Annotated in this window: 20 protein-coding genes and 1 riboswitch; of the genes, 12 read left to right on the forward strand and 8 right to left on the reverse strand. The window is 68.7% G+C overall.

Annotated elements, in window-relative coordinates:
* The first annotated feature begins 33 nt into the window (after positions 1-33).
* Positions 34-1,164 carry a TIGR03364 family FAD-dependent oxidoreductase gene (locus FOZ76_RS16210; protein WP_143949296.1) on the forward strand — a complete coding sequence of 377 codons (1,131 nt, stop codon included), beginning with the start codon at positions 34-36 and terminating at the stop codon, positions 1,162-1,164.
* Positions 1,165-1,242: 78 nt separating this feature from the next.
* Here the strand turns inward: FOZ76_RS16210 and FOZ76_RS16215 are convergent, their stop codons facing one another.
* Entirely contained in the window at positions 1,243-2,379 is a 1,137-nt protein-coding gene (locus FOZ76_RS16215; RefSeq protein WP_170235488.1) for an Rpn family recombination-promoting nuclease/putative transposase, read from the reverse strand.
* A gap of 285 nt (positions 2,380-2,664) precedes the next feature.
* Here FOZ76_RS16215 and FOZ76_RS16220 point away from each other — a divergent pair, with 285 nt between their 5' ends.
* Positions 2,665-3,402, forward strand: a complete 738-nt coding sequence (locus tag FOZ76_RS16220; RefSeq protein WP_143949298.1) for an HpcH/HpaI aldolase family protein — start codon at positions 2,665-2,667, stop codon at positions 3,400-3,402.
* Positions 3,403-3,413: 11 nt separating this feature from the next.
* Positions 3,414-4,250, forward strand: a complete 837-nt coding sequence (locus FOZ76_RS16225; protein ID WP_143949299.1) for a cupin domain-containing protein — start codon at positions 3,414-3,416, stop codon at positions 4,248-4,250.
* An 8-nt stretch (positions 4,251-4,258) separates the two neighbouring features.
* Here FOZ76_RS16225 and FOZ76_RS16230 read toward each other — a convergent pair whose 3' ends face one another.
* From FOZ76_RS16230 to FOZ76_RS16240, 3 genes are all read right to left on the reverse strand, one after another.
* Complete coding sequence (locus FOZ76_RS16230; protein WP_143949300.1) at positions 4,259-5,194, reverse strand: IclR family transcriptional regulator domain-containing protein; 936 nt, start codon at positions 5,192-5,194, stop codon at positions 4,259-4,261.
* 63 nt (positions 5,195-5,257) lie between these two features.
* On the reverse strand, positions 5,258-6,859 hold the full coding sequence (locus FOZ76_RS16235; protein ID WP_143949301.1) for a hydantoinase B/oxoprolinase family protein: 1,602 nt from the start codon (positions 6,857-6,859) through the stop codon (positions 5,258-5,260).
* 8 nt (positions 6,860-6,867) lie between these two features.
* Positions 6,868-8,949: a hydantoinase/oxoprolinase family protein gene (locus FOZ76_RS16240; RefSeq protein ID WP_143949302.1), complete on the reverse strand. Its 2,082-nt coding sequence runs from the start codon at positions 8,947-8,949 to the stop codon at positions 6,868-6,870.
* A gap of 251 nt (positions 8,950-9,200) precedes the next feature.
* Here FOZ76_RS16240 and FOZ76_RS16245 point away from each other — a divergent pair, with 251 nt between their 5' ends.
* The 3 genes from FOZ76_RS16245 to FOZ76_RS16255 all read left to right on the forward strand — a co-directional run bounded on the left by FOZ76_RS16245 (position 9,201) and on the right by FOZ76_RS16255 (position 12,282).
* Entirely contained in the window at positions 9,201-10,370 is a 1,170-nt protein-coding gene (locus FOZ76_RS16245) for a pyridoxal phosphate-dependent aminotransferase (protein ID WP_143949303.1), read from the forward strand.
* Positions 10,371-10,377: 7 nt separating this feature from the next.
* Positions 10,378-11,238, forward strand: coding sequence for an IclR family transcriptional regulator domain-containing protein (locus FOZ76_RS16250; RefSeq protein WP_143949304.1), 861 nt, complete (start codon positions 10,378-10,380; stop codon positions 11,236-11,238).
* A gap of 78 nt (positions 11,239-11,316) precedes the next feature.
* Positions 11,317-12,282 carry a Bug family tripartite tricarboxylate transporter substrate binding protein gene (locus FOZ76_RS16255; RefSeq protein WP_143949305.1) on the forward strand — a complete coding sequence of 322 codons (966 nt, stop codon included), beginning with the start codon at positions 11,317-11,319 and terminating at the stop codon, positions 12,280-12,282.
* A 62-nt stretch (positions 12,283-12,344) separates the two neighbouring features.
* Here the strand turns inward: FOZ76_RS16255 and FOZ76_RS16260 are convergent, their stop codons facing one another.
* Entirely contained in the window at positions 12,345-12,980 is a 636-nt protein-coding gene (locus tag FOZ76_RS16260) for a DedA family protein (protein ID WP_170235505.1), read from the reverse strand.
* Positions 12,981-13,408: 428 nt separating this feature from the next.
* Here FOZ76_RS16260 and trpE point away from each other — a divergent pair, with 428 nt between their 5' ends.
* The 4 genes from trpE to FOZ76_RS16280 all read left to right on the forward strand — a co-directional run bounded on the left by trpE (position 13,409) and on the right by FOZ76_RS16280 (position 19,184).
* Entirely contained in the window at positions 13,409-14,929 is a 1,521-nt protein-coding gene (gene trpE, locus FOZ76_RS16265; RefSeq protein WP_143949306.1) for an anthranilate synthase component I, read from the forward strand.
* A 100-nt stretch (positions 14,930-15,029) separates the two neighbouring features.
* Positions 15,030-16,022 carry a Bug family tripartite tricarboxylate transporter substrate binding protein gene (locus FOZ76_RS16270; RefSeq protein ID WP_143949307.1) on the forward strand — a complete coding sequence of 331 codons (993 nt, stop codon included), beginning with the start codon at positions 15,030-15,032 and terminating at the stop codon, positions 16,020-16,022.
* A gap of 10 nt (positions 16,023-16,032) precedes the next feature.
* Entirely contained in the window at positions 16,033-17,526 is a 1,494-nt protein-coding gene (locus FOZ76_RS16275) for an amidase (protein WP_143949308.1), read from the forward strand.
* A 113-nt stretch (positions 17,527-17,639) separates the two neighbouring features.
* Positions 17,640-17,754, forward strand: a riboswitch (glycine riboswitch).
* A gap of 47 nt (positions 17,755-17,801) precedes the next feature.
* Entirely contained in the window at positions 17,802-19,184 is a 1,383-nt protein-coding gene (locus tag FOZ76_RS16280; RefSeq protein WP_143949309.1) for a D-amino acid dehydrogenase, read from the forward strand.
* A 35-nt stretch (positions 19,185-19,219) separates the two neighbouring features.
* Here the strand turns inward: FOZ76_RS16280 and FOZ76_RS16285 are convergent, their stop codons facing one another.
* The 3 genes from FOZ76_RS16285 to FOZ76_RS16295 all read right to left on the reverse strand — a co-directional run bounded on the left by FOZ76_RS16285 (position 19,220) and on the right by FOZ76_RS16295 (position 21,911).
* Entirely contained in the window at positions 19,220-19,651 is a 432-nt protein-coding gene (locus tag FOZ76_RS16285; RefSeq protein ID WP_143949310.1) for a GNAT family N-acetyltransferase, read from the reverse strand.
* A gap of 57 nt (positions 19,652-19,708) precedes the next feature.
* Positions 19,709-20,824: an alkene reductase gene (locus tag FOZ76_RS16290; protein ID WP_143949311.1), complete on the reverse strand. Its 1,116-nt coding sequence runs from the start codon at positions 20,822-20,824 to the stop codon at positions 19,709-19,711.
* Positions 20,825-20,999: 175 nt separating this feature from the next.
* The gene (locus FOZ76_RS16295; protein WP_143949312.1) at positions 21,000-21,911 is read right to left on the reverse strand and encodes a LysR family transcriptional regulator; all 912 of its coding nucleotides are present in this window, start codon (positions 21,909-21,911) and stop codon (positions 21,000-21,002) included.
* Positions 21,912-22,007: 96 nt separating this feature from the next.
* Here FOZ76_RS16295 and FOZ76_RS16300 point away from each other — a divergent pair, with 96 nt between their 5' ends.
* A complete protein-coding gene (locus FOZ76_RS16300) occupies positions 22,008-23,096 on the forward strand; it encodes a tartrate dehydrogenase (protein ID WP_143949313.1) in 1,089 nt (362 codons plus the stop codon).
* Positions 23,097-23,164: 68 nt separating this feature from the next.
* Positions 23,165-24,148, forward strand: coding sequence for a Bug family tripartite tricarboxylate transporter substrate binding protein (locus FOZ76_RS16305; RefSeq protein ID WP_143949314.1), 984 nt, complete (start codon positions 23,165-23,167; stop codon positions 24,146-24,148).
* The last annotated feature ends 3 nt before the right edge of the window (positions 24,149-24,151 follow it).

The raw sequence follows: 24,151 nt of genomic DNA on the forward strand, positions 1-24,151 counted from the left end.
GTCGGTACCGTACCGGCGCGACCACAGAGCACCATGAAGAATTTCGACGTCATCGTCGTGGGCGCGGGCATCCTCGGCATCGCCCACGCCTACGCCGCCGCGCGCCGCGGCCAGTCCGTCGCGGTCATCGAACGCTCGCGCCAGGCGCACGGCGCCACCATCCGCAACTTCGGGCAGGTCCTGGTCACCGGCCAGGCGCCCGGCCAGATGGCCAGATACGCCCGCCAGACCCGCCAGCTATGGGTCGAACTGGCCCAGCGCGCCGACTTCCACGTGCGCACCAACGGCAGCCTCGTGCTCGCGCGCAGCGTGGCCGAACAGGACGTGCTGGAGGAGTTCGCCGCCGGCCGGCTGGACTCCGGAGGCTATCGCGCCGACCTGCTGAGCGCGCGCGAGACCGCGCGCCTCTTCGACGGCCGGCTGGAGCATCACTGCGCCGCCCTGCGCGGCCTGGACGACCTGCAGATCTACTCGCGCGAGGCCCTGCCCGCGATCACCCGCTATCTGGCCGAATCCCTAGGCGTTGCCTTCATCACCGCCACCCTGGCCCGCCAGACCCGCGAAGGCGAAGTCCGGACCACCGCCGGCGACTTCGGCGCCCGCCACGTGTTCGTCTGCCCCGGGCACGACTATCTCACCCTGATGCCGGAAGTCTTCGCACCGCTGGAACTGGAACTCTCGCGCCTGCAGATGCTGCGCGTCGCCTTCGAGAGCCATGCCTTCGCGCTGGATCGTCCGCTGCTCACCGGCCTGTCGTGCGTGCACTACGGCGCCTTCGCCGACCTGCCCAGCGCCGTTGCCCTGCGCCAGCACTTCCAAGCGCGCCACCCCTTCCTGATGGACAACGGCATCCACCTGCTGGTGAGCCCCACACCCTACGGCGAACTCATCATCGGCGACTCCCACCGGTACGGCGTGGACGCGCCGCCCTTCAACAGCGAGGCCATCGACGATGCCCTGCTCGATCTCGCCAGCCAGACCCTGGGCGCGCGCCTGCGCGTGATCGAGCGCTGGCAGGGCGTGTACGGCGCACACGGCCCCGCACCGTTCTCCGTCATCCCGGTCGACCCGCGCACCACCGTGGCCGTCATGCACTCGGGCGTGGGCATGACGGTGGGCCTGGCGATCGGGGAAAATGCGGTGGCCGCAGCACTGGGCGGGTGAACGCCGCGGCATTTGTTCCGGCGTAGCGGACACCGCCATGGGCGCCGAGCCCCGAGGGACCACGCGCCGGACGAGGCATCAGCGCGGTTCGCGCTCCTGCCCGAACACGGCTTCCAGCGACTCCGCATCGAGCACGGCCCGCGCCCAGCGCAGCAGGTCCTGATCGGTGGCCTGGCCCAGGCGCGCCTGCACCCAGGCAGGAAGCTCGGGGCCGAAACGGGTGTGCAACTGCTGCGCGAGCAGTTCGGCCTGGCCGGCGAGTCGGCCCTCTTCCCGGCCCTCTTCCCGGCCTTCGTATCGCCCTTCCCGCCGGGCTTGGGCAAACCAGTCCTTGACGCGTTCGGCCAGCATGATGTGCACCTCCGAGAGGGTTTGAGCCTGCTGCAGGCTGGCATCGATTCTACCGCCGCGCGCGGGTAGGAAGACTTCGCGGATCCAGTCCACCAGCACGCGTCGCAGCGTGGCGTGCTGCTCGGCGGGCAGCAGCTCGTCGAGCCGGGCAACGAGGCCCGGCAGCGCCTGGGCATCGTCCTGCAGTTCCATGCGAAAGAACACCGCGCAGGCGTTGGCCAGGCGCTGCAGGTGCGCGGGATCCAGCGTGTTGAGATCGATCAGCAGGAAGTCGATCGACGGGTTGAAGCGAAGCAGCGCCTGCGGCAAGTGCGACTGGCACTGGCGCAGCGAAGTCTTGCCCCGCCAGCGGCGGCGGCCGTTGTAGAGCACCACCGGCAGGATGGCCGGATAAGGCCCGGCGCCCGGGATCTCCCTGGCATCGATCAGCGAATGCAGAAGCAGGGTGACGTACTCCAGGATGCGCAGCGCCATGCGTTCGTCCGGGCGGGACTGCAATTCGAGCAGCACGTAGACATACGCCCAGGCGGTATCGTTTTCCGGCGCGCTGCGCTGGCGTGTGGCTCGGGCCCGGCTCGACACCTGCCCGCTCTGCCGCGTCTCCTGCGGCGTCGTGTGCCGCCGCCGCAGGCGCCAGAGCAGGTCGGCGCTGCGATGCCGCCTGTCGTGGCCCACCCAGTGCGTGTCCTTGCGCTCGAGCGAATCCAGTTCCCAGCCTTCGAGCAGCGGCGAGGGAAAGAAGCCGCGGATGAGTTCAGCCATCATGTGCTGGTGGCCGAAGATCTGGCGGTAGGTACCGTCGTGCGGATGGTGGGGGCGGTCGTCGGCTTCGTATCGAATTCGCGGTTGGGGCTTGGGCGGCATGGCGGCGCATCGGATGGGCACGATGCCAGCATGCCGGGCCGGGCCGAGACGCGCCATTGTGGAACGTGCCTACGTGCTCGCGGCGGCTTGCCGCGCTGCGCGGCCTGGCCGAGGCTGAGGCTTGCCTGGGCGCAAGGATGCGGCAACTTCGAGCCGTTGAGAGGCGCAGCTTTCCGCTCAGCGGAAAGCTGCGCATTCGCGCTTGCGAGAGCTGACGCTGCGCACCAAGATCCGGATTCAGCGCCCGGCCACCGCACCGGGCGCGCCCATCCCTTCGGATCGCCCATGTCGCCTACCCCCCCCACCGATGCGGTCGAGATCGGCACTTTCGCCAAGATCGCTTCGCCCCACGTCATCGAGCTGCTCGGGCTGAGCGGGCTCGACTTCGCCGTGATCGACGCCGAGCATGCTCCCATCGGCATCGACCAGATCGATCTCCTGATGCTGGCCGGCCGCGCGGTCGGGTTGCCGCTGTGCGTGCGCGTCCCGGACCAGCTTCCCGCCACGCTGCTGCGCGTACTCGATACGGGCGCCGCGGGCGTGCTGGTCCCGCACGTCGACAGCGCGGAGCAAGCCGCCGCGGTGGTCGGCGCCTGTCGCTATCGCCGAGGCACGCGCGGCTACTCAGGATCGACCCGGTTCGCCGGCTACGGCACGCAGGGGATGCGCGCGACCCTGGACGCGGCCGACGACGTGCTCGTCATGTGCCAGATCGAAAGCGTGCAGGCGGTCCAGGCCTGCGCCGACATCGCCGCCACGCCGGGCGTGGACGGCGTGTTCGTGGGCCGCGCCGACCTGGCGCTGTCGATGGGACTGGAAAGCGCCCAGGCGCCGGAAGTCCTCGCCGCCACGCAGACCGTCATCCGCGCCGGCCTTGCCCACGGCAAGCGCGTCGGCGTGCTCGTGAACAGCCTGGACGAGCGCGAAGCCTATGCCCGCCAGGGCGTGACTTGGTTCATCCAGGGTTCCGACCAGGGGCTGCTGCTGCAAGGCGCGCGCAGCCTCGTTCCCGCCCACCGTTGACCCGTTTCATCATGACACTCCCTCTTGACGCCTCCGTCCACGATTTCTCGCCCGGGCCGCCCCAGCAGGAAACCTCGCATGCCCGCTGCTGGATCACCCGGGCCGCCAACTTCGTCGTGATGTACATGCAGGCGCGCCCCGGCGCCATGCTGGTGCGCGATGCACAACCCGACGAGTACATGGTGTTCTGCGTCGATGCGCTCGCGCGCGTGCGCGCCGGCACCGAGGCGGCCACGCTGCAATCCGGGACGCTCGCGATCGTCCCGCCCGGCGCCAGCCGGATCGACATCGAAGCCGAGGGAACGCTGGTACTGCTTTTCTCGAATCGCGCCACCGACCTGCTCGCGCTGGCGGCGAACGCCGCGCACTACGAGGCCGGCGCGCCCGGCGTGGCGCCGCTGGCCGACCTGCCCGAGCCGGCCGGCGGCTTCGCGCTGCGCACTTATCGGGTGGCCGAGCACCGGCCGACAGACGGCAATATGTGCGTCTTCCGCAGCCGCAACCTGATGCTCAACATCATGCTGCCGCGCCAGGCGCCGCGCAACACGCGCGCGCTCAGCCCGCACCAGCACGAAGACTTCGAGCAGGGCTCGATGGCGCTGCGCGGCGACTGGGTGCACCATCTGCGCTACCCCTGGACCAAGGACATGTCGCAATGGCGCGAGGATGTGCACATGTCCATCGGCAGCCCGTCGTTGCTGGTGATTCCACCCAAGGTCATCCACACCAGCCGCAACGTGAGCGAGGGCGAATCCTGGCTGCTCGACATCTTCGCCCCGCCGCGCGCCGACTTCTGCGCCCGGCCCGGCATGGTGCGCAACGCGCAGGACTATCCCTACGTGGGCTGACGCCGCTCTCAGCCCAACGACAAGGCGTGGTTGGCCTTGTTCGCCGCCTCGCGGATGACCGGCAGGAACTCCGCAAGCATCTGTTCGGCGGACACACGCGACGACGGCGCGCCGACATTCATCGCCGCGACGACGTTGCCCTGGCGATCGCGCAAGGGCACGGCGATCGAGCGCAGGCCGATCTCGAACTCCTCGTTCACCATGATCCAGCCCTGCCCGCGCGCCACATCAAGCGCCTCGAAGAACGCGTCGTCATCGACGATGGTGTGCGGGGTATGCCGCTGCAACGGATTTTCCTTGAGATACTGGGCAACGACGCTGCGCGGCTGGTAGGCGAGCAGCAGCCTGCCCATGGCCGACACGGCCGCGGGCAGCCGGGTACCCACGCTCACCGAGAGGTGCTGAACGATGCGGCGAGCGGCCACGCGCGCCACATAGACGACGTGCGGCAGGTCGAGCACGCCCACCGAAGAGCTCTCGTTCAGCTCGGTCACGACCTCCTGCATATAGGGCTGGACGCGGTCCCAGAACTGGTTCGAGGACAGGTAGGCATAACCCAGCTCCAGCACGGCCGGGGTCAGGCGGTAGGTGTGGCCGTCCGTCGAGGCGTACTTCAGCTTGACCAGCGTTCCGAGCAGGCGACGGGTGGCGGCACGCGACTGCTGGGTGATCTCGGCGACCTCGGACATGGTCAACGGGCGCTGCTCGTTCGTGAACGCGCGTATCACCTCCAGACCGCGCTCAAAGGCCTGTACGCCGACGGCGTCGCCGGTCTCGGAAGCGCGCGCCAGCACGCGCTCGCGCTGGGCCTGCGAGCGCGGTCGGCGCACCGTCTTGCGGGCAGGGGTTTTCTGTTCGGTCGTCATACAGTGTAGAGAATGAAGCGCGCCGGAAACCGGCACCGGCGCTGCCAAGGTGCGCAGCGCCCGGCAGGCCTTCGCCATGCCGGGCGCTCGATGATGATACGTGAGTGGCGCAAGCGCTGCGACGCCTGCGGGCAGACTTGCTCAGCAGTATTCCATGTATCGATCGCGGGCCGAAAGCGCATCGTCGCGTTGGGCCGGCTCGCCAAAGCCGCCGCCGCCCGGGGTGGCGAGGGTTATCTCGTCGCCCGGAACGATGCGGTGCTGCTGCTTCTGCTCGGCTGGCGAGAGCTCACGGCCGTTGATGCTCAATTGGCCCGTGGCACCGGCGCCACCCCCGCAGACGCCCGGGGCGGGCGTCCTGGTGCGCTCGGCGTGAAAACCGATCACGACCGGACGCTCGCCCGCATGCCGCAGCATGACCTCCTGGCCCAGGCCGCCGCGGTAGCGGCCGGCGCCGCCCGAGCCTGCGCGCAAGCGCTTGTAGACATAGCGCAGCGGCGATTGCTGCTCCGTCATCTCGATCGGCACGTTCGACACGTTGCTGGGCCAGCTCAGCGTGGCATAGCCGTCCCGATTGTGCACGGCACCGGCGCCGCCATTGAAGAAGATCTTGTTCACGAACGTACCGCCGGCGTCGTTCTGGCCGGTCACCTGCATGCTCCAGAGCGGCGAACCGGCGCCGGACATGATGAGCTTGGGGGCGACCTCGGCAAACGCCCCGAAGATGAGAAAGGGCAGGAAGTGCCCCACCAGCGTGCGGCTCTGCCCGGACGCCGGATAGGTGTGGTTGAGGATCGAGCCCTCGGGCGCGGTCACCTCGATGGGCAGCAGCGCGCCTTCGTTGTTCGGCAGGTCCGGCGAGAGCAGGCACTTGAGCGCATAGGCTGTCTGGGAGGCCGTATAGCACAGCGCCACGTTGATGCCGCGATCGACCTGGTCCGAGGAGCCGGCATAGTCGACCTTGACCGTGTCGCCCACGATATCGATCGCCACTTTCAGCGTCAGCGGGTCGCGCAGGCCGTCGGCGCGCACCTCGTAGGCGTAGTGCCCGTCCGGAAAGCGCGCGATAGCTTCGCGCATCGCCTTCTCCGTGCGACCGATGATCTCGTCGGCCAGCACGTCCAGCGTCTCGAAGTCGTTCTCCCGGGCAATCTCGATGGCGCTGTTCTCGAGCAGTTGCAGGCCGGCGATCTGCGCGAAGACATCGCCGACGACCTGGTCGGGCACGCGGGTGTTGGCGCGCAGCATGGCCACCAGGGTGTCGTTGACCGTGCCGGCGTCGATCAGCTTCATCATCGGGACCTGCAACCCCTCTTCGAAGATGTCGCGCACGTCGGCCGAGCCGGTCTTGCCGCCCATGTCGGGCGCGTGCGCCGTGGTCGCGACGAGGCCGATCACCCGACCCTCGAGGAAGATCGGCTTGCACAGCGACAGGTCGGGCAAGTGGCCCGTGCCCATCCAGGGGTCGTTCGTGACCAGCACATCGCCCTCGCGCAGGGTATCGAGCGGGAAATGGGCGAGGAAATGCTTGACCGTGCGCGGCAGCGTGCCGATGAACGAGGGAATGCTCTCGGAGGCCTGGGCGATAGAGCGCCCGCGCGTGTCGGTGATGATGCATGCGAAATCGAAGGATTCGCGCACGATGGTCGAGAAGGACGAGCGCAGCAGGGCGGCGCCGGCCTCATCGGCCGCCGAGACCAGGCGTTGCCACAGGATTTCCAGGGTGACGGGATCGAGTTTCATGGGAGTTCTCAGCGGTTCAGTTCGATGGAGATGACGCCGTTGGGCAGCAGTTCGAGATGGCCGTCGCTGCCCACGATGAGCGTGGAGGCAGGTTCTTCCACGATCGCCGGGCCGGCCAGGCGCTTGCCGACTTCGAGGTCCGCGCGCTGCAGGACCGGCATGCCCACGTAGGCATCACGGTCCGGGCAGTACGCCCGGCGCTCCTGCCTGATGCGTGTGCCGGCCCGGGCGCCGCCCTCCGCCCGCGAGCCGAAGGCGGACTCGGCCCGGCCGCTCACGGCCACGCGTACGTTGACGATCTCCACGTCGTCGACGGGCGGGGTGACGGAAAACACCTTGCGATAGGCTTGCGCGAACGTCTCGAGCACCTGGGTGCGAAAATCGTCTGCGTAGTCTCCGACGGGCAGCTCGGTCACCAGCTCGAACCCCTGTCCGATGAATCGCATGTCGGCATAGCGCCGGCTGGTCGCGCCGGTCGTGTCGACGCCGCTCTCGGCCATGGTGGCGCGGGCCGACGCCTCGATCTCTTCATAAGCCGCCTGCAGTTGCGCCATGTCGAGCTGGCTCAGGCGACGCGCGATGGTCTTGACCCGCGTGACCTTGGGCGGTGCGATGAGCAGGCCCAGGGCAGACGCAACGCCGGCCGACGGCGGGCACAGCATGCGGCGCAGGCGCAGCTTGCGCGCCACACTGTAGCCATGCAGCGGCCCGCCGCCCCCGGTCACGAGCAGCGAGTAGCGGCGCGCATCGCCGCCGCGCTCGGCGATGTGCACGCGCGCGGCGGCCGCCATGTTCTCGTTGACGATGTTGGTCACGCCGGCGGCGCAGGCTTCGCGGTCGATCTCCAGCGCCTCGGCCAAGGGCGTCAGCGCGCCTTCGGCCGCGCCGGTGCTGATCTTCATGGTGCCGCCGGCGAAGGTCTCCGGATTGAGATAGCCGAGCAGCAGGTTGGCGTCGGTCACGGTCGGCTGGGTGCCGCCCTTCTCGTAGCAGGCGGGCCCCGGCTCCGAGCCCGCGCTACGCGGGCCCACCTTCAACAGCTCCAGTTCGTCGACGTGGGCGATGCTGCCGCCGCCCGCGCCGATCTCGATCAGTTCGATCGTCGAGATGTTGATCGGCAGCCCGCTGCCGCTGCGAAAGCGCTTCTGGCGGGCCGCCTCGAAGGTATACGCCACCAGCGGCTCGCCGTCGTCCACCACGCTGAGCTTGGCGGTGGTGCCGCCCATGTCGAATGCCAGCACGCGCGCCTCGTCGATCTCCCGACCGAAATGCGCCGCCACCAGGGCACCCGCGGCGGGGCCGGACTCGAGCAGTTGCACCGGGATGCGCTTGGCCTCCTTGGTATGGACCAACCCCCCGTTGGACTGCATCAGGAACAGCGGCGCGACGATGCCGTGCTCGCGCAGGCTGGCCTCCAGCGACGAGATGTAGCGATCGGCGAGCGGCTTCACGTAGGCATTCGCCACCGTGGTCGAGAATCGCTCGTACTCGCGGATCTCGGCCGCCACCTCCGCGGAGGAGGACACCGACATGCCTGGCAGCTCGCGCTCGATCAGGGCCACCGCCGCCGCCTCGTGCGCGGGGTTCTTGTAGGCGTGCAGAAAGGCCACCGCGATGGACGCCACGCCCTGCGCGGCCAGCTCGCGGGCGCAGGCGAGCACACCGGGTTCGTCCAGAGCCTGCACCACGCTGCCGTCCGGCCCCATGCGTTCGGCGACCTCGACGCGCAGATCGCGCGGCACCAGCGGCTGGATCAGTTCGAGGAAGTTGTCGTAGAGGTCGTAGCGCCGCTCCCGGCCGATCTCCAGCACATCGCGAAAACCCTGCGTCGTGATGAGCCCCGTGCGCGCGCCTCGGCGCTCGATCAAGGCGTTCGTGAAGAGGGTCGTGGCGTGCACGACGCGCACGATGCTGCCGGCCGCCACGCCACAGCGCACCAGCAGAGTCTTCACGCCGCGCAGCACGCCCACCTCGGGCTGCTCCGGCGTCGTCAGCTCCTTGTGGCTATGGTGCGCGCCACTGGCCATGTCGAGAAGGACGATATCGGTGAACGTGCCCCCGATATCCACACCCAAAGAAAACTTGCTCATGAAAACCTCGTTTTTCGCACGTATGTTCGATAAATTGGCAATCGCGAGCATATTCTATGGTCTGTTTATCGAACGCACAAGACGAAATCCGCTTTGACCGGACGAACAAATGACTAAAAATCCACGATATTTGGACGAAATTAGGCATCCATTTGGATATGAACATGCAAGAGTCAAGCGTAGCATTCAAATAACGAACGTATGTTCATTTTTATGTGATATCTTTGCAAAAACCCCTCGACAAGACTGACATGAACCTGCAATCCCGCCTGCTCGCCGCCGTCTCCTCGTCGCAAAGCATCGCCACCGCCCAGCGTGCGCGCGACCTCATTGCCCAGGGGCATGACATCGTCTCCGTGACCATCGGTGAGCCCGACTTCCCGACGCCCCCGGCCGTCATCGAGGCGGCGTTCGCTGCCGCGAGACAGGGCGCCACGCGCTACACGCCGGTGCCCGGCACCGCGGCGCTGCGCTGCGCGATCGCCGGGAAGTTCGTCAGCGAGAACGGCATGGCCTACGATCCGGACGGCGAGGTGTTCGTCGCGACCGGCGCCAAGCAGGTGATCTACGATGCGCTCACCGCAACGCTGAACCCCGATGACGAGGTCGTGGTCTTCGCGCCGTACTGGGTTTCGTATCCCACCATCGCGCGGCTGTGCGGCGCCACGCCGGTCATCGTCGCCACGCGAGCCGAGAACGGCTTCGTTCCCACCGCCGAAGAATTGGCATCGGCCCTTACGCCGCGCACCCGCTGGGTCATGCTGAACTACCCCAACAATCCGACCGGCGCCGTCGCCACGCGCGCGCAATACGAAGCGCTCGCGCAGGTGCTCGAAGCCCGCCCGGACGTCTTCGTGCTCTCGGACGAGATCTACGAACACATCCGCTACGACGATCGGCCGTTCACCTCGTTCGGCAGCGTCAGCGAGGCCATGCGCACCCGCACGCTGGTCGTCAACGGCGTATCCAAGGCTTACGGCATGACCGGCTGGCGCATCGGCTACGCCGGCGGGCCGCGCCCGCTCATTGCGGCCATGGCCAAGCTGCAGTCCCACGTCACCGGCGGCGCCAGCGCCATCGGGCAGGCGGCGGCCCTGGCCGCACTGGGCAGCGATCCCGGGCTGCTGCGCGAGCGCGCCGCCGAATATCGCGCCCGGCGCGACCTCGTGCTGAATCGCCTGGCCAACTGCCCAGCCCTCGAGGCGCTCGAGCCCAAGGGCGCGTTCTACGTGTTCGTGCGCATGCTGGACGCGGCTCGCACCGGGGGCAAGGCGGTCGATGAGTTCCTGCTCGATCACGGCGTCGCCGTCATCGCCGGCGACGGATTCGGCGCGCCGGGCTGGTTTCGTATCTCGATCGCCACGAGCATCGAGGAACTGGAGCGCGCGTGTGCGCGCATCGTCGCCGCCTTCGGCGCCTGAGCGCATCATGGCCGAAGCCCCGCTGACCCTTGCGTTGCGCGTCATCGACGTCCTGCAGTCCATGAATCGGCGTGTGAGCTCGACCGTGCACGAGCTGCACCTGGATACGGGCATCCCCAAGCCCAGCATCGTCAGGCTGCTGCGCACCCTGCAAGCCCGCGACATCGTGCAACACGCACCGCAGTACGGCACCTACATGCTGGGGGCGCAGGCGGTCACGCTCGCGAGCGGCTATCACGGTGCGCCGAGGCTGGTGCAGGCGGCCAGCGGGCCGCTGGACAAGCTCACGGCCGCGGTGCGCTGGCCGGCAGCGATCGCCGATTTCGAGCAAGACGCCATGGTCGTGCGCTACAGCACCATCCCGCAGTCGCCGCTGGCCCTGTTGCAGTCGTCCGTGGGCATGCGCCTCGATGTCGCCACCCGTGCTCTCGGGCGCGCCTACCTCGCCCACTGCCTGCCCGATGAGCGCGAGTGCGTCCTCAATCTCGCCGGACTGACTGCGCAAGCCATCGCATCCAGGCAGGCACTGCATCGCTGTCTCGACGACGTCCGCGCACGCGGCTACGCGCTGCGCGATCCCGTCGTGCGACCAGTCTCCTCCACCATCGCCGTGCCCGTCTTCGAGCACGGCCAGGTGGCCGCGGCCATCGGGCTGACCTGGATCAGTTCGAGCCTGACACCCGCCCAAGCCGCCGAGCGCTACCTGCGGCCCCTGCAACATACCGCCGCCGCCATCGGCCGCAACCTGCACAAGCTGTCCAGCGCGGGCACTGCCACCGCCCAGCCCAGGCACGAGCGGCGGCCATCAACTTTTCGCTCGCCGAAAAGTTCGGACAAAGCTTTTGCGGGTTCGACGGCACGACGTTAGATTTTTTCGGACAGACCGCTTTGGCAACGACGCGGGACGGGAGACATCCATCCTCCAACCATCTCGGGAACAGGAACCATGATGTACAAGCTTTTCGCTTCTGCCTGTATAGGCCTTGCTGCTCTGGGCTCCACCCCCATCGCGTCGGCCGACACCTGGCCCTCGCGTCCGATCGTGCTGCTCGTGCCCTGGGCACCCGGCGGCAGCTCCGACACCATTGCCCGCATCCTGGGCGAGGACCTCTCGCGGCGGTTGAACACCACTGTGGTGGTCGAAAACAAGCCCGGCGCCGGAGGCACCATCGGCTCGGCCCAACTGGCAAGGGCGAAACCGGATGGCTACACCTTCATGCTGGGGGTCTCCGGCGACCAAGTGAACGCGGAATTCCTGTATCCCAACCTCAGCTATAGCCCCAGCAAGGACATCGTCCCTGTCAGCACAGTAGCGCGCGAAGCCATTCTCATTGCAGGCAACGCCAAGCTGCCGGCGGCCGGCCCGCAAGACATGCTGGCGCTTGCCGGCAAGCAGGAACTGTCGTTCGGCACCTCCGGCATCGGGTCGACCGGGCACCTGGCGGGAGAGTTGCTCAAGCGGCGCGCCCACGCGCAGTTGAATGCCATCCCCTACAAGGGGAATGCACCTGCCATTACCGACGCTATCGCCGGCCACGTGGACATGGTGATCGCAAGCCCCGTCGCCGTGGTCGAGCACGTCAGGACCGGCAGCCTCAAGGCGCTCGCCGTCACGTCTGCCGAACGTATAGAGCAGTTGCCGGACGTGCCCACGCTGAAGGAAAGCGGCTACGACATCGAGGTGAACACCTGGTACATGGTGGTGGCTCCGGCCAAGACACCGCAAGACATCGTCGAGCGCATGAGCGCGGCGGTCCGGGAGTCCGTGGCCTCGCCCGCCGTGCACGCGCGCATCACTCAGATCGGCGCCATCCCGCAGGCCAGCACACCGCAGGAAATGGGCGCGCTGCTCAAGGATGAGCGCACCGTCTGGGGCAAGCTCATCCAGGAGGCGGGCATCTCCGCACAATGAGATGTGCGGGGCGGGGGCGTCGCCAGGCTCATTGAACGCATCCGACCACTCGCCTCTTGCGTTCACCGCCCCCGCCTGCGCCGCGCCGAGCTCAGCATCCGCCCGCCCAGCCACACACCCGCCACCGACAGCACGATGATCACCGTGATCATCGCCGCCATCTGCTCGCCGGCCGCGAGGCCGGCCGCCGCCGAGCCCTTGGCGACCAGGTAGCCGGGCGCGAGCAGCGCCAGCACCCAGATCACCGCCGAGGAGGCATTGGCGATCTGGAACGAGCGCTCGCGCATGCGCATCATGCCGGCGACCAGCGGGATCGTGGACCGCACGGGCCCGAGGAAGCGGCCGAGAAAGATCGACATGAAGCCATAGCGCATGAAGAAGAGCCGCGCCCGCGCGACGCTGCGCCGATGGTTGCACAGCGGGCGGCGCTGCAGCAGCGCCGGGCCGCACCAGCGGCCCAGCCAATACGAGATCGCATCGCCCAGAATGGCGCCGGCCACCAGCCAGAGAATGGTCGAAACGACCGGCAGTGCGCCATTGCCGACCAGCGTGCCCGCCAGCAGCAGCATGGCGGTCGCCGGGATCAGAAAGCCGATGAACACCAGCGACTCGCCGAAGGCGAGCAAGGCGAGCAGCGGGCCGGCCCAGGTCTGGTTGGCCTCGATGAAAGTGGCCGCCTGGGCCATGAGTTGGTCGATCAAGAAGAAGACTCCAGAATGCCGGCAAGGGAAATCCGGGCACCAGGAACCCGGGAGCCTCGCGCGCGGCGTGCGTAGGGTGCCCGGATCGCCGCCCGCGCGCAAGCGCCCGACTGTAGCAAAAGCGCGACCGCGATCTGCCGCGCACAGCCCGCAATGGTATAGTGCCGGGACACATCGTCTCTTTCAGCACCCTTTCAATGTCTGCTGTCACTCCTCAGCGCGGTCTTGCCGTCGCCGGTGCATCGAGCATCTGGCGGTGGTGGCGCTGGTCGGCCGGGTGGCAGTGATTCTCCCGGCCGCGCGCAACGCTGCGCCGCGGCCATCGCAGTAGTCCTACTGAATCCTCCACCCGTACCTGCTTCCAGGTGCGGCGCGTCGCGTGCCTGGACAGTACCCGGGTGAACCCGACGCCACGGAGCCTCAGCATGACCGAACTCGAATTCAAGGCACTCGCCGCTCAGGGATACAACCGCATACCCCTGGTCGCAGAAACCTACGCCGACCTGGACACGCCCCTCGCCATCTATCTGAAACTCGCTCACGCCGGCGGACATGCAGGGCGCTACACCAGCCTGATGGAATCGGTGGTCAACGGCGAGCGCTTCGGGCGCTACTCGTTCATCGGCCTGCCCGCGCGCACCGTGATCCGCTCGCGCGGCAAGCACACCGAGGTGCTGCGCGACGATGAAATCGTCGAGACGCACGAGGGCGATCCGCTCGCCTTCATCTCGGCCTTCCACCGCCGTTTCAAGGTTGCGCTGCGACCGGGCATGCCGCGCTTCGTGGGCGGGCTCGCCGGCTATTTCGGCTACGACACCGTGCGCCACATCGAGCCGCGCCTGGGCCCCTGCACCAAGCCCGAACCGGCCGGCATGGGCGAAGGCGTGCCCGACATCTTTCTCATGCAGACCGACGAACTGGCCATCGTCGACAACCTCGCCGGCCGGCTGTACCTCGTCGTCTATGCCGATCCGGCCGACCGCGAAGCCTACAGCCGTGCGCGCGCGCGGTTGGCGGAGCTGCGCGAGCGCCTGCGCAAGCCGGTCGAACTGCCCTACAGCCAGGCCAGCCTGCAGACCGACGCCCGGCGCGACTTCAAGAAGGCCGACTACCTCGACGCCGTGCTGCGCGCCAAGGAGTACATCGCTGCGGGCGATCTCATGCAGGTGCAGGTCGGCCAGGCCATCGCCAAGCCTTTTCGCGACTCGCCGCTCTCCCTGTACCGCGCCCTGCGCTCGCTCAACCCCTCGCCCTATATGTACTTCTGGAACTTCGGCGACTTCCACGTCGTCGGCTCGTCGCCCGAGATCCTCGTGCGCCAGGAGTCGGTCCAGCATCAGGGCGAGGAACGCAAGCGCATCACCATCCGTCCCCTCGCCGGCACGCGCCCGCGCGGCGCCACGCCCGAGGAGGACGCCGCCCTGGCCGCCGAGCTGCAGGCCGACCCCAAGGAGATCGCCGAGCACGTCATGCTGATCGACCTGGCCCGCAACGACGTCGGCCGCATCGCCGAGATCGGCACGGTGGAAGTCACCGACACCATGGTGATCGAGCGCTACTCCCACGTCATGCACCTGGTGTCCAACGTCGCCGGCCTGCTCCAGCGCGGCATGGACGCCATGGACGTGCTGCGCGCCACCTTCCCCGCCGGCACGCTCACGGGCGCGCCCAAGGTGCGCGCGATGGAGATCATCGACGAACTCGAACCCGTGCGCCGCGGCATCTACGGCGGCGCCGCCGGCTACCTCAGCTACGGCGGCGAGATGGACCTGGCCATCGCCATCCGCACCGGCGTCGTCAAGAACGGCACGCTGTTCGCGCAGGCCGCGGCCGGCATCGTCGCCGACTCGGACCCCGAGAAGGAATGGCAGGAGACCGAGCACAAGGCCCGCGCCGTGCTGCGTGCCGCGGAACAGGTGCAGAACGGGCTGGACTCGCTCGCGTGAATGCCGCCGGGCGGCAACGCGCCTACAATCGGCTGCCCGCCAGAGGACGCGCTGCCTGGCACCGCGGCATGGCATCCATACAAAACAAGGGGACCCTGGTTTGAAACCCACGATCATTGCTCGCCGCCGCCTGTTGGCGGCCCTGGCGCTCGGTAGCCTGCTTGCGCCGCTGCCGGCCGTTCACGCCGCCCCGGCCAACCAGCCGATCCGGCTGGTGGTGCCCTTTCCTCCAGGCGGCGGCACCGATGCCGTCGCACGCCTGCTCGGCAACCATCTGGGCGACACGCTGGGCGTTCCGGTCGTCATCGAGAACCGGGCCGGCGCGAGCGGCGTGATCGGCATCGAGGCTGCCGCCAGGCTGCCCGCCGACGGCAACAACATCGTGATCGGCCAGGCCGACAACCTGGCGGTGGCGCCGCTGCTCATCAAGAGCGTGACCTACGACGCCCAGGCCGACTTCCAGGCGGTCGCCCACGTCGCCGACATTCCGCTGCTGCTCGTCACCGCGACCGAGCAGCCCTATCAAACGCTGGCCGACGTGGTGCAAGCCGGCCGCGCCGACCCGCTGCTGCTCACCTTCGGCTCCGCTGGCGTGGGCACCACGCCGCACCTCGCGGGCGAACTGTTCGCCCAGGCGGCCGACATCAAGATGCACCACATCAGCTACAAGGGCTCGGCGCCGGCGCTCACCGACGTCGTCGCCGGCCGCGTCACGCTGATGGTCTCCTCGATCTCGCTGGCCGTGCCCATGATCCAGAGCGGCAAGCTGCGCGCGCTCGCCGTCACCGGCGCCGAGCGCAGCGCCGCCTTGCCCGACGTGCCGACCGTGGCCGAGGCCGCGAACCTGCCGGGCTTCGACGTCGGCACCTGGTACGGCATCTTCGCGCCGAAGGGCACGCCGCAGCCGGCCATCGAGCGGTTGAACACGGGGCTCAACGACGTCCTTCGCCAGCCCGAGGTCCGCGCGTTCCTGGAGACGCAGGAAGGCGGCGTGGTGCGCGGCGGCGAACCGCAGGCGCTGGCCGAGCGCCTGGCCGCCGACATCCCGCGCTGGCGCCAGGTCATCGCCGACGCCGGAATCACGCTCGATTGACATTACCGCCATGCCCGACGACACCGATCTGACCGCCTCGCTCGCGGGGTACGCCGCCTGGCTCGGCCGCAGGGCCATCGAACGCGCGCCACGCTGGGTCGAACGCCTGCGCATGAACGCGGACGAGATCGCCGTGCTGCGCGAAACGCCAACACCGCAGGCGGCGGCCTACGTGGCCCGGCCGGTGGCGGTCCTGCCGGCGCCGGCCGATGGCGACGCGCCGCCACCACCCCCGCTCACGCCCGAGGACGCACTGCAGCGGGCTCGCCGCCACGCGGACCTGCACGCGTTCGCGTTCCTGCCCGAGCGGCTGGCGCCGCCCGGGCCCGGCTATCTGCACAACGTCCCCTTCGCCGTGAAGGACCTGATCGGCGTGGCGGGCATGCCGCGCACCGGCGGCAGCGCCTCGAGCGATCCCGCGCCCTTTCCTGACGACGCCGCGGCGGTCGCCGCGATGAAGCGGCAAGGGGCCGTGGTGATCGGCCTGGCCAACCTGCACGAGCTCGCGTTCGGTGCCAGCAGTGCCAATCCGGTGTTCGGCCGCGTCGTCAACCCGCTGACTCCGGAACGTATCCCGGGCGGCTCCAGCGGGGGCTCCGCCGCGGCCGTGGCGGCAGGGATCGTGGACATCGCGCTGGCCACCGACACCGGCGGCTCAGTGCGCATTCCGGCCGCCTGCTGCGGGGTGGTCGGTTTCAAGCCCAGCTATGACGCGGTCCCGCGCACGGGCACGATCGACGTGTCGGTCAGCCTGGACCACATCGGCCCGATCGGGCGCACCGTCATGGACTGCGCCCGCGCCTTCGCAGCCCTCATCGGCGAGCCGGTCTTCACGGGCCTGTCCGACGCGCCGCTGCGCGGAGTGCGCGTCGGCGTGCTGAAGGGCTTCTTCAGCGCGCCGCTGGAACCGTCGGTACGCGCAGCAGTCGCGGCGGCGGCCGACACCTTCGCCGCCGACGGCGCCCGGGTCGCCGAGATGGACGTACCCGGCATCGAACTCGCCCCCGCTATCCAGTTCGCGACCATCTCCAGTGAGGCCGCGGCAGCGCTCGAGGCACGGCTGCTCGACGCGGCCGACCGCCTCGGCGAGGACGTCCGCGTGCGGCTCGAAATGGCCGACTTCCTGCCCGGGCACTGGTACGTCAAGGCGCAGCGCCTGCGGCGGCAGCTCGTCGATCGCATGCTGGCGTGCCTGGACGACGCCGACGTACTGCTCTGCCCCGTCATGCGGGTACCGGCCCCGCGGGTCGGCGCCGCCGACATGCAGATCGAAGGCGTCCGCTACCCATTGCACACCGCCGTGTCCAACCTCACCCTACCGTTCAGCTTGAGCGGCATGCCCGCCATCGCGCTGCCCTGGGGACGGACAGCCGATGGCGCAGCGCTCAGCGTGCAGATCGTCGGCGCACCCGGTCACGACTGGCAGGTCTTGCAGGTCGCGCACCGCCTGGAGCGGCTGTTCGGCCAGGGGCAGCGGCAGGCAGCACAGCCGCCGGCCTCGTGAGCCCTGTTCGCAGAGGGGCGCGCCGTGCTAAGCTGCACGCTACCAGGAGAAGGAGCCACGCTCCTACCGAAGGCGTACCCCTCAAAACGCTCAGGTCCAAGTACTGGTAATCACGAACACAAACTGGAGAGCGCCGGGCCCGAACAGGGTATGCGGCCGCCGAAGGGGCAAGCGCAGGGCCGGGTGGCCCGCGACGAATCTCTCAGGCAAAAGGACAGTGGGGGCAGCCGACACATGCAAGGTCGGCTGCCCCTTTTTCATGTCCTGGAGCCAGTATGGAACACTCCCCAAGCACACCCGGTTCGCCGTCCGTCGGCGAGGCGCCCGGATCCCCGGGGCGGCCCGGCGGATCGGGCAAGAAAATCGTCGTCCTGGGCGCCGGCATCACCGGCGTCACCACCGCGTGGTATCTCGCCAAGGCGGGCCATGAAGTCACCGTGCTCGAGCGCAACGCCGGCGCGGCCCGCGAGACCAGCTACGGCAACGGCGGGCAGATTTCGGTGAGCCACGCCGAGCCCTGGGCCAACCCCGCGGCCCCGCTGAAGCTTTTGCGCTGGCTGGGCAAGGAAGACGCGCCGCTGCTGTTTCGCCTGCGCGCCGACCTGCAGCAATGGCGCTGGGGCCTGAAGTTCCTGATGGAATGCCCGGCGTCGCGCTCGCGGCACAACATGATCCAGATCCTCAACCTCGGCACGTACAGCCGCGCCAGCCTGCAGGAAGTGCGCGCCGAGACAGGCATCGACTACGACCACCTGACGCGCGGCATCCTGCACTTCTACACCAGCCAGAAGGAGTTCGATGCCGCCATCGAGCCTGCCCGCGTGATGCGCGAGATGGGCTGCGAGCGCCAGGTGATCGACCGCGACGAGGTGGTGCGCCTGGAGCCGGCGCTGGCGCACATCGCGCCCCAACTGGCGGGCGCGACCTACACCAGCGCCGACGAATCGGGCGACGTGCACAAGTTCACCACCGGCCTGGCCGAGCGCTGCGCCCAGCGCGGCGTGACCTTCCGCTACGGCGTGCGCATCCAGGCCCTGCGCGCCGACGGCGGCCGCATGCAAAGCGTGGAGATCGCCAACGAAACCGGCGGCTACGAGGAGATCAAGGCCGACGCCTACGTGCTGGCGCTGGGCAGCTTCAGCCCGATGCTCGCGCGCCAGGTCGGCATCCAGCTCGACATCTACCCGGCCAAGGGCTATTCGGCCACGCTGCCCGTGCTCGACCCCAGCCGGGCGCCCATGGTCAGCCTGACCGACGACGAGTACAAGCTGGTGTTCTCGCGCTTCGGCGACCGCCTGCGCATCGCCGGCACGGCCGAGCTCAACGGGTATTCGCTGGAACTCAACCGGGTGCGCTGCGAGGCGATCACCCGGCGCACCCTGGAGCTTTTCCCCGGCATGAGCCGCCCCGAACTCGCCCAGTACTGGGCCGGCCTGCGCCCCGCCACGCCGGGCAATGTGCCCTACATCGGCGCGTCCAAGGTACAGGGTCTCTACCTGAACACCGGCCACGGCACGCTGGGCTGGACCCATGGCTGCGGTTCGGGCCGCGCCGTCGCCGAGATCATCGACGGCCGCATGCCCGAGGTGGATTTCGATTTCGTGGGCGTACCCAGGCCTGCCGGCGGCGCCGGCAAGGTCGCGATGGCAGCGCGCTGAACCTGCGCTGGCGCAGCGGCGGCGCAAGCCGCTGCTCAGACCTCCAGGTGGTGCTGGTATGCGCTTTGCCCCACGACGCGGAACCCCAATCGCCGATACAGGCGGCAAGCCCGGTTCTTGAACAGCACGCTCAGGCGCAAGGGCTTGCCCTGCGCCTGAGCCCGCTCGATCTCGCGCCGGATGATGGCGCTGCCTATGCCGCGGTTGCGCATGCCGGCGTATAGCTGGATGTCGGCGATTTCATGGTGGGTGGGCAGAAAGCGCAGCCACAGCCCGCCGGCCATCTCGCCATCGGCCAGGATCCTCACATAGCCTTGCTGCTGCCATTTGCGCAGGAAGGCCGCGTACTGCTCGGCATCGTCCCAGCCGCCGAACTGTTCGAGGATCAACGCCTTGTAGGCGTCCTGGTAGAGCGCCCAGAACGCATCCCGATCTTCCGGTCGCGTGCGCGCGAAAGTGACTTTCATGGCGGACAGCGAGACGTCCGTGGGACGCCGGCCGCGCTGGCGAGCGCGGCCGGCGCGTCAACCCGCCAGCGCGGGATAGTCGATGTAGCCCTTCTCGCCGCCGCCGTAGAACGTCGACTTGTCGAAGGGATTCAGGTCGGCGCCCTGCTTGAGCCGCGCGACCAGGTCGGGATTCGAGATGAAGGGCTTGCCGAAGGCGACCAGGTCCGCATGGCCGCTCTCGACGGCCGCGGCCGCGGTCTTGCCGTCGTAGCCGTTGTTGACCATCCAGGCGCCCTCTCCGCCGGCGGCGGCATAGGCGGCACGCAAGGCGGCGTAGTCGAAGGGCTCCTCGCCCTGGCGATAGTCACGGGCGCCGCCGGTGGCGCCTTCGATGACGTGCACGTAGGCCAGCCCGAACTCGGCCAGGCGGCGCGCCACATGCTCGAACAGCGGCTGCGGATCGGGGTCGCTGGCGTCGTTCGCCGGGGTGACCGGCGAGATGCGGATGCCGGTGCGCTCGCCGCCGATCTCGTCGGTGATCGCGCGCACCACTTCCACCAGCAGGCGCGTCCGGTTCTCGATGCTGCCGCCATAGGCATCCGTGCGATGGTTGCTGCCGGAACGCAGGAACTGGTCGATCAGATAGCCGTTCGCCGCATGGATCTCCACGCCGTCGAAGCCCGCCTCGAGCGCGGCGCGGGCTGCACGCCGGTAGTCGCCCACGACGCCGGCGATCTCGTCCAGGGCGAGGGCACGCGGCTCGGACACCTCGGCGAACTCACCGCTGCCATCCTCCTTGACGAGGAAGGTCTTGGCGTTGGCGCGGATCGGCGAGGGCGCGACGGGCGCGCCGCCGTTGGGCTGCAGCGCCGTGTGCGAGATCCGCCCGACGTGCCAGAGCTGGGTGACGATCTTGCCGCCGGCCTCGTGCACCGCCTTGGTCACTTTGGCCCAGCCGGCCACCTGCTCCGGCGAATAGAGACCGGGCACATCGGCATAACCCTGGCCCTGGTGGCTGATCGCAGTAGCCTCGGTGATGAGCAGGCCGGCGCTGGCGCGCTGCGCGTAGTAAGTGGCAGTGATGTCTCGCGGCACCGCGCTGGGCGAGCGGTTGCGCGTGAGCGGGGCCATCACGATGCGATTGGCGAGGGATATCGCACCGACGGTGATCGGATCGAAAAGCGTGGGCATGGGAGGTACCTTGTTGCAGGGGATTCAACGAGAAACCGCACGGTTCGGCCGAGCGAACCGCTCGTCCTGAACTCGACAGCATACTACCCGCGCCGCGTGACAGCCTACGCCCTGCGCCACAGAGCCTGCGATGCTGCATACATCGCACCGTGGCCCCGTGGGCAGGCGGGTACGCTCACACGGCCGCGGCGCCGAAGCGGCGAAACTCGTCCTGCAGGAACTCCACGCACACGCGCACCTTGGCCGAAGTCGCCAGCCGCGAAGGGTAGACCGCCCAAATGTTCGCTTCCTGCCGCCATGCCGGCAGCAGCGCGACCAGCCGCCCGTCGCGCAGCAGCGGCGCAACATCCCAGCGCGAACGCAGGATGATGCCGCGCCCGGCGGCGCCCCATTGCACGGCGATCTCGCCGTTGTTGGTGGACAGCGGCCCGGTCACCTTCACCGTGCGCTCCTCCGTCGCGGCGCGCAGACGCCACACGCCGAAGGGGTGGTCGCGCTCCTTGATGACCAGGCAATCGTGGTTGGCGAGATCGTCCAGGCTGCGCGGCGTGCCGCGCCGGGCCAGGTAGGCGGGTGCTGCGCACAGCAGGCGATGGTTGTCGGCGAGCCGGCGCGCGATCAAGTGCGGCGCGATCTCGTCGCCCACGCGGACATCGAGGTCGAAGCCTTCGCTTGCCACATCGACCAGCCGGTCGAACACTTCGAGGCGCACCTGCAGGCCGGGGTGGCGCTCGGCCAGGCGTGCCACCATGGGCCCGACGATGTTGCGGCCGAACCCGAAGCTGCTGCTCACCCGGAGCAGGCCGCGCGGCGAACTGCGCGTCAGCGCCACCTCCTGCATCAATTGGTCGACGTCGTCGAGCACCCGCTGCGCCCAGTGGAACACGCGTTCGCCGTCCTCGGTCACGCTCACGCGGCGCGTGGTCCTGTGCAGCAGCTTCACGCCCAGTACGGTCTCCAACACGCGGATGCGCTTGCTGACGTAGCCCGTCGAGGCCCGCAGTTCTTCGGCCGCCGCGGCGAAGCTTGCCTGGCGCGCAACGGTGAGGAACACCCGCAGGTCTTCATTGGCAGGAATATTATGCACGATATGGACACAATCCATTCACGATGGCGTCATTGTACGTATCGTATGCACGATGCAGAATTCCTCCCATCGTCAACATCGCCGGATCCCAACACCATGTCCACGCAGCGCAGGTTTCGCATCGCCGCCATCCCCGGAGACGGCATCGGCAAGGAAGTCATGCCCGAGGGCCTGCGCGTGCTGCAGGCCGCTGCGCAGCGCTTCGGCATCGGCCTGGACGTCGTGCACATGGATTGGGCCCACTGCGACTACTACCTGCAGCACGGCAAGATGATGCCGGACGACTGGAAGGCCCGGCTCGCGGACGTGGACGCCATTCTCTTCGGCGCCGTGGGCTGGCCCGCCGCCGTCCCCGACCACGTCTCGCTCTGGGGTTCGCTGCTCAAGTTCCGCCGCGAGTTCGACCAGTACGTCAACCTGCGCCCGGTGCGTCTTTTCGAAGGCGTGCCCTGCCCGCTGGCCGGCCGCCGGCCCGGCGACATCGACTATCTCGTCGTGCGCGAGAACACCGAGGGCGAGTACACCGCGCTCGGCGGCATCATGTTCGAGGGCACCGAGCGCGAGATCGTGATCCAGGAATCCGTCTACTCGCGCGTGGGCGCCGACCGCGTGCTGCGCTACGCCTACGAACTCGCCAACCAGCGCGAGCGCAAGCGGCTCACCGTCGCCACCAAGTCCAACGGCATCGCCATCAGCATGCCGTGGTGGGACAAGCGCGCCGACGCCATCGGCGAGGGTTATCCGGAGGTGGCGGTGGACAAGCAGCACATCGACATTCTGTCCGCGCGCTTCGTCCTGCAGCCGGACCGCTTCGACGTCGTGGTGGCCTCCAATCTGTTCGGCGACATCCTGTCCGACCTGGGCCCGGCCACCACCGGCACCATCGGCCTTGCCCCGTCCGCCAACCTCAACCCCGACCGCCGCTTCCCGTCCCTCTTCGAGCCCGTGCACGGGTCGGCGCCCGACATCTACGGCCAGAACATCGCCAACCCGGTCGCCATGATCTGGTCCGCCGCCTTGATGCTGGACTTCCTGACCGAAGGCCAGGGCGCGGGCCGACAAGCGCACGACGCCATCCTCGCCGCGATCGAAGCGGTGATCGCCGAAGGCCCGCGCACGCGCGATCTGGGCGGCACCGCGTCGACCAGCGAAATGGGCAAGGCAATCGCAGACCGGATCGTCTGACCCCCGCCGGAGGAGCCCGGCAACCGGCCGCCGCAAAGGACGGCCGGACAAACCCGAAGGAGACCATCATGCTCGCCAGAAAGCATCTGGGCGCGCTCGGCCTTGTGCTGGCCGCGTTCTGCGCCACCGGCCCGGCCGCTGCCGACCCGGCCTACCCCAGCAAGCCCCTCAAGCTCGTCGTCGGCATCGGCGTAGGCAGCACCACCGACGCCCTGGCCCGGATCGCGGGACGGCGCTTGTCCGATGCCGTCGGCCAGCCGGTGGTCGTCGAGAACCGGCCGGGTGCGGGCGGGACCATCGGCGCAGGCGCAGTGGCGGCGGCCGCACCCGACGGCTACACGATTCTCTTCGCCAGCTCGTCGCTGCCGACCTTCCCGCACTTCTACCCGGACATGAACTTCGACCCGCAGGCGGCCCTGGCCGGTGCCGGCGCACTCGCCCAGGGCGGAATGGTGCTGCTCACCCGCAACAACGCACCGTGGAACTCGGTGCAGGATCTGGTGGCCTATGCCAAGTCCAAACCGGCGGATAGCGTCACCTATGCCTCGGCGGGCATCGGCAGCATCGCCTACCTGTATTCCGAACTGTTCGCCCAGACGACCGGCATGCAGTTGCTGCACATCCCCTACAAGAGCTCGGCGGCTGCCCTGACCGATCTCATGGCGGGCCAGGTGGATTTCGTGTTCGACGGCCCGACGACCGCGATTACGCAGGTGAAGTCGGGCAACACCAAGGCTCTCGCCTACTCGGCGCAAGTGCGCAGCCCCTTCATGCCCGAGGTACCGTCGATGAAGGAGGCCGGCGTGGCAGGCTTCGCCGAGCGGACCTGGTTCGGATTGATGGTACCGAGGAATACGCCGAGCGAGGTGGTCGAGCGGCTTTCTCAGGCCATTCTCTCGTTCGTGGACGACCCCGGCTACGAGGCCGAACTCGCCTCCGCCATGCACGAGCCGCTGCGCCAGGATGCGGCGGCGTTCCAGCACATGGTCGACGGGGAGTACGCGCAATGGGGCGACACCATCCGCGCCATGCGGGCCTCCGCCAGCCGCTGACCG

This window comes from Verticiella sediminum, assembly GCF_007558815.1.
Lineage (GTDB): Bacteria > Pseudomonadota > Gammaproteobacteria > Burkholderiales > Burkholderiaceae_B > Verticiella > Verticiella sediminum.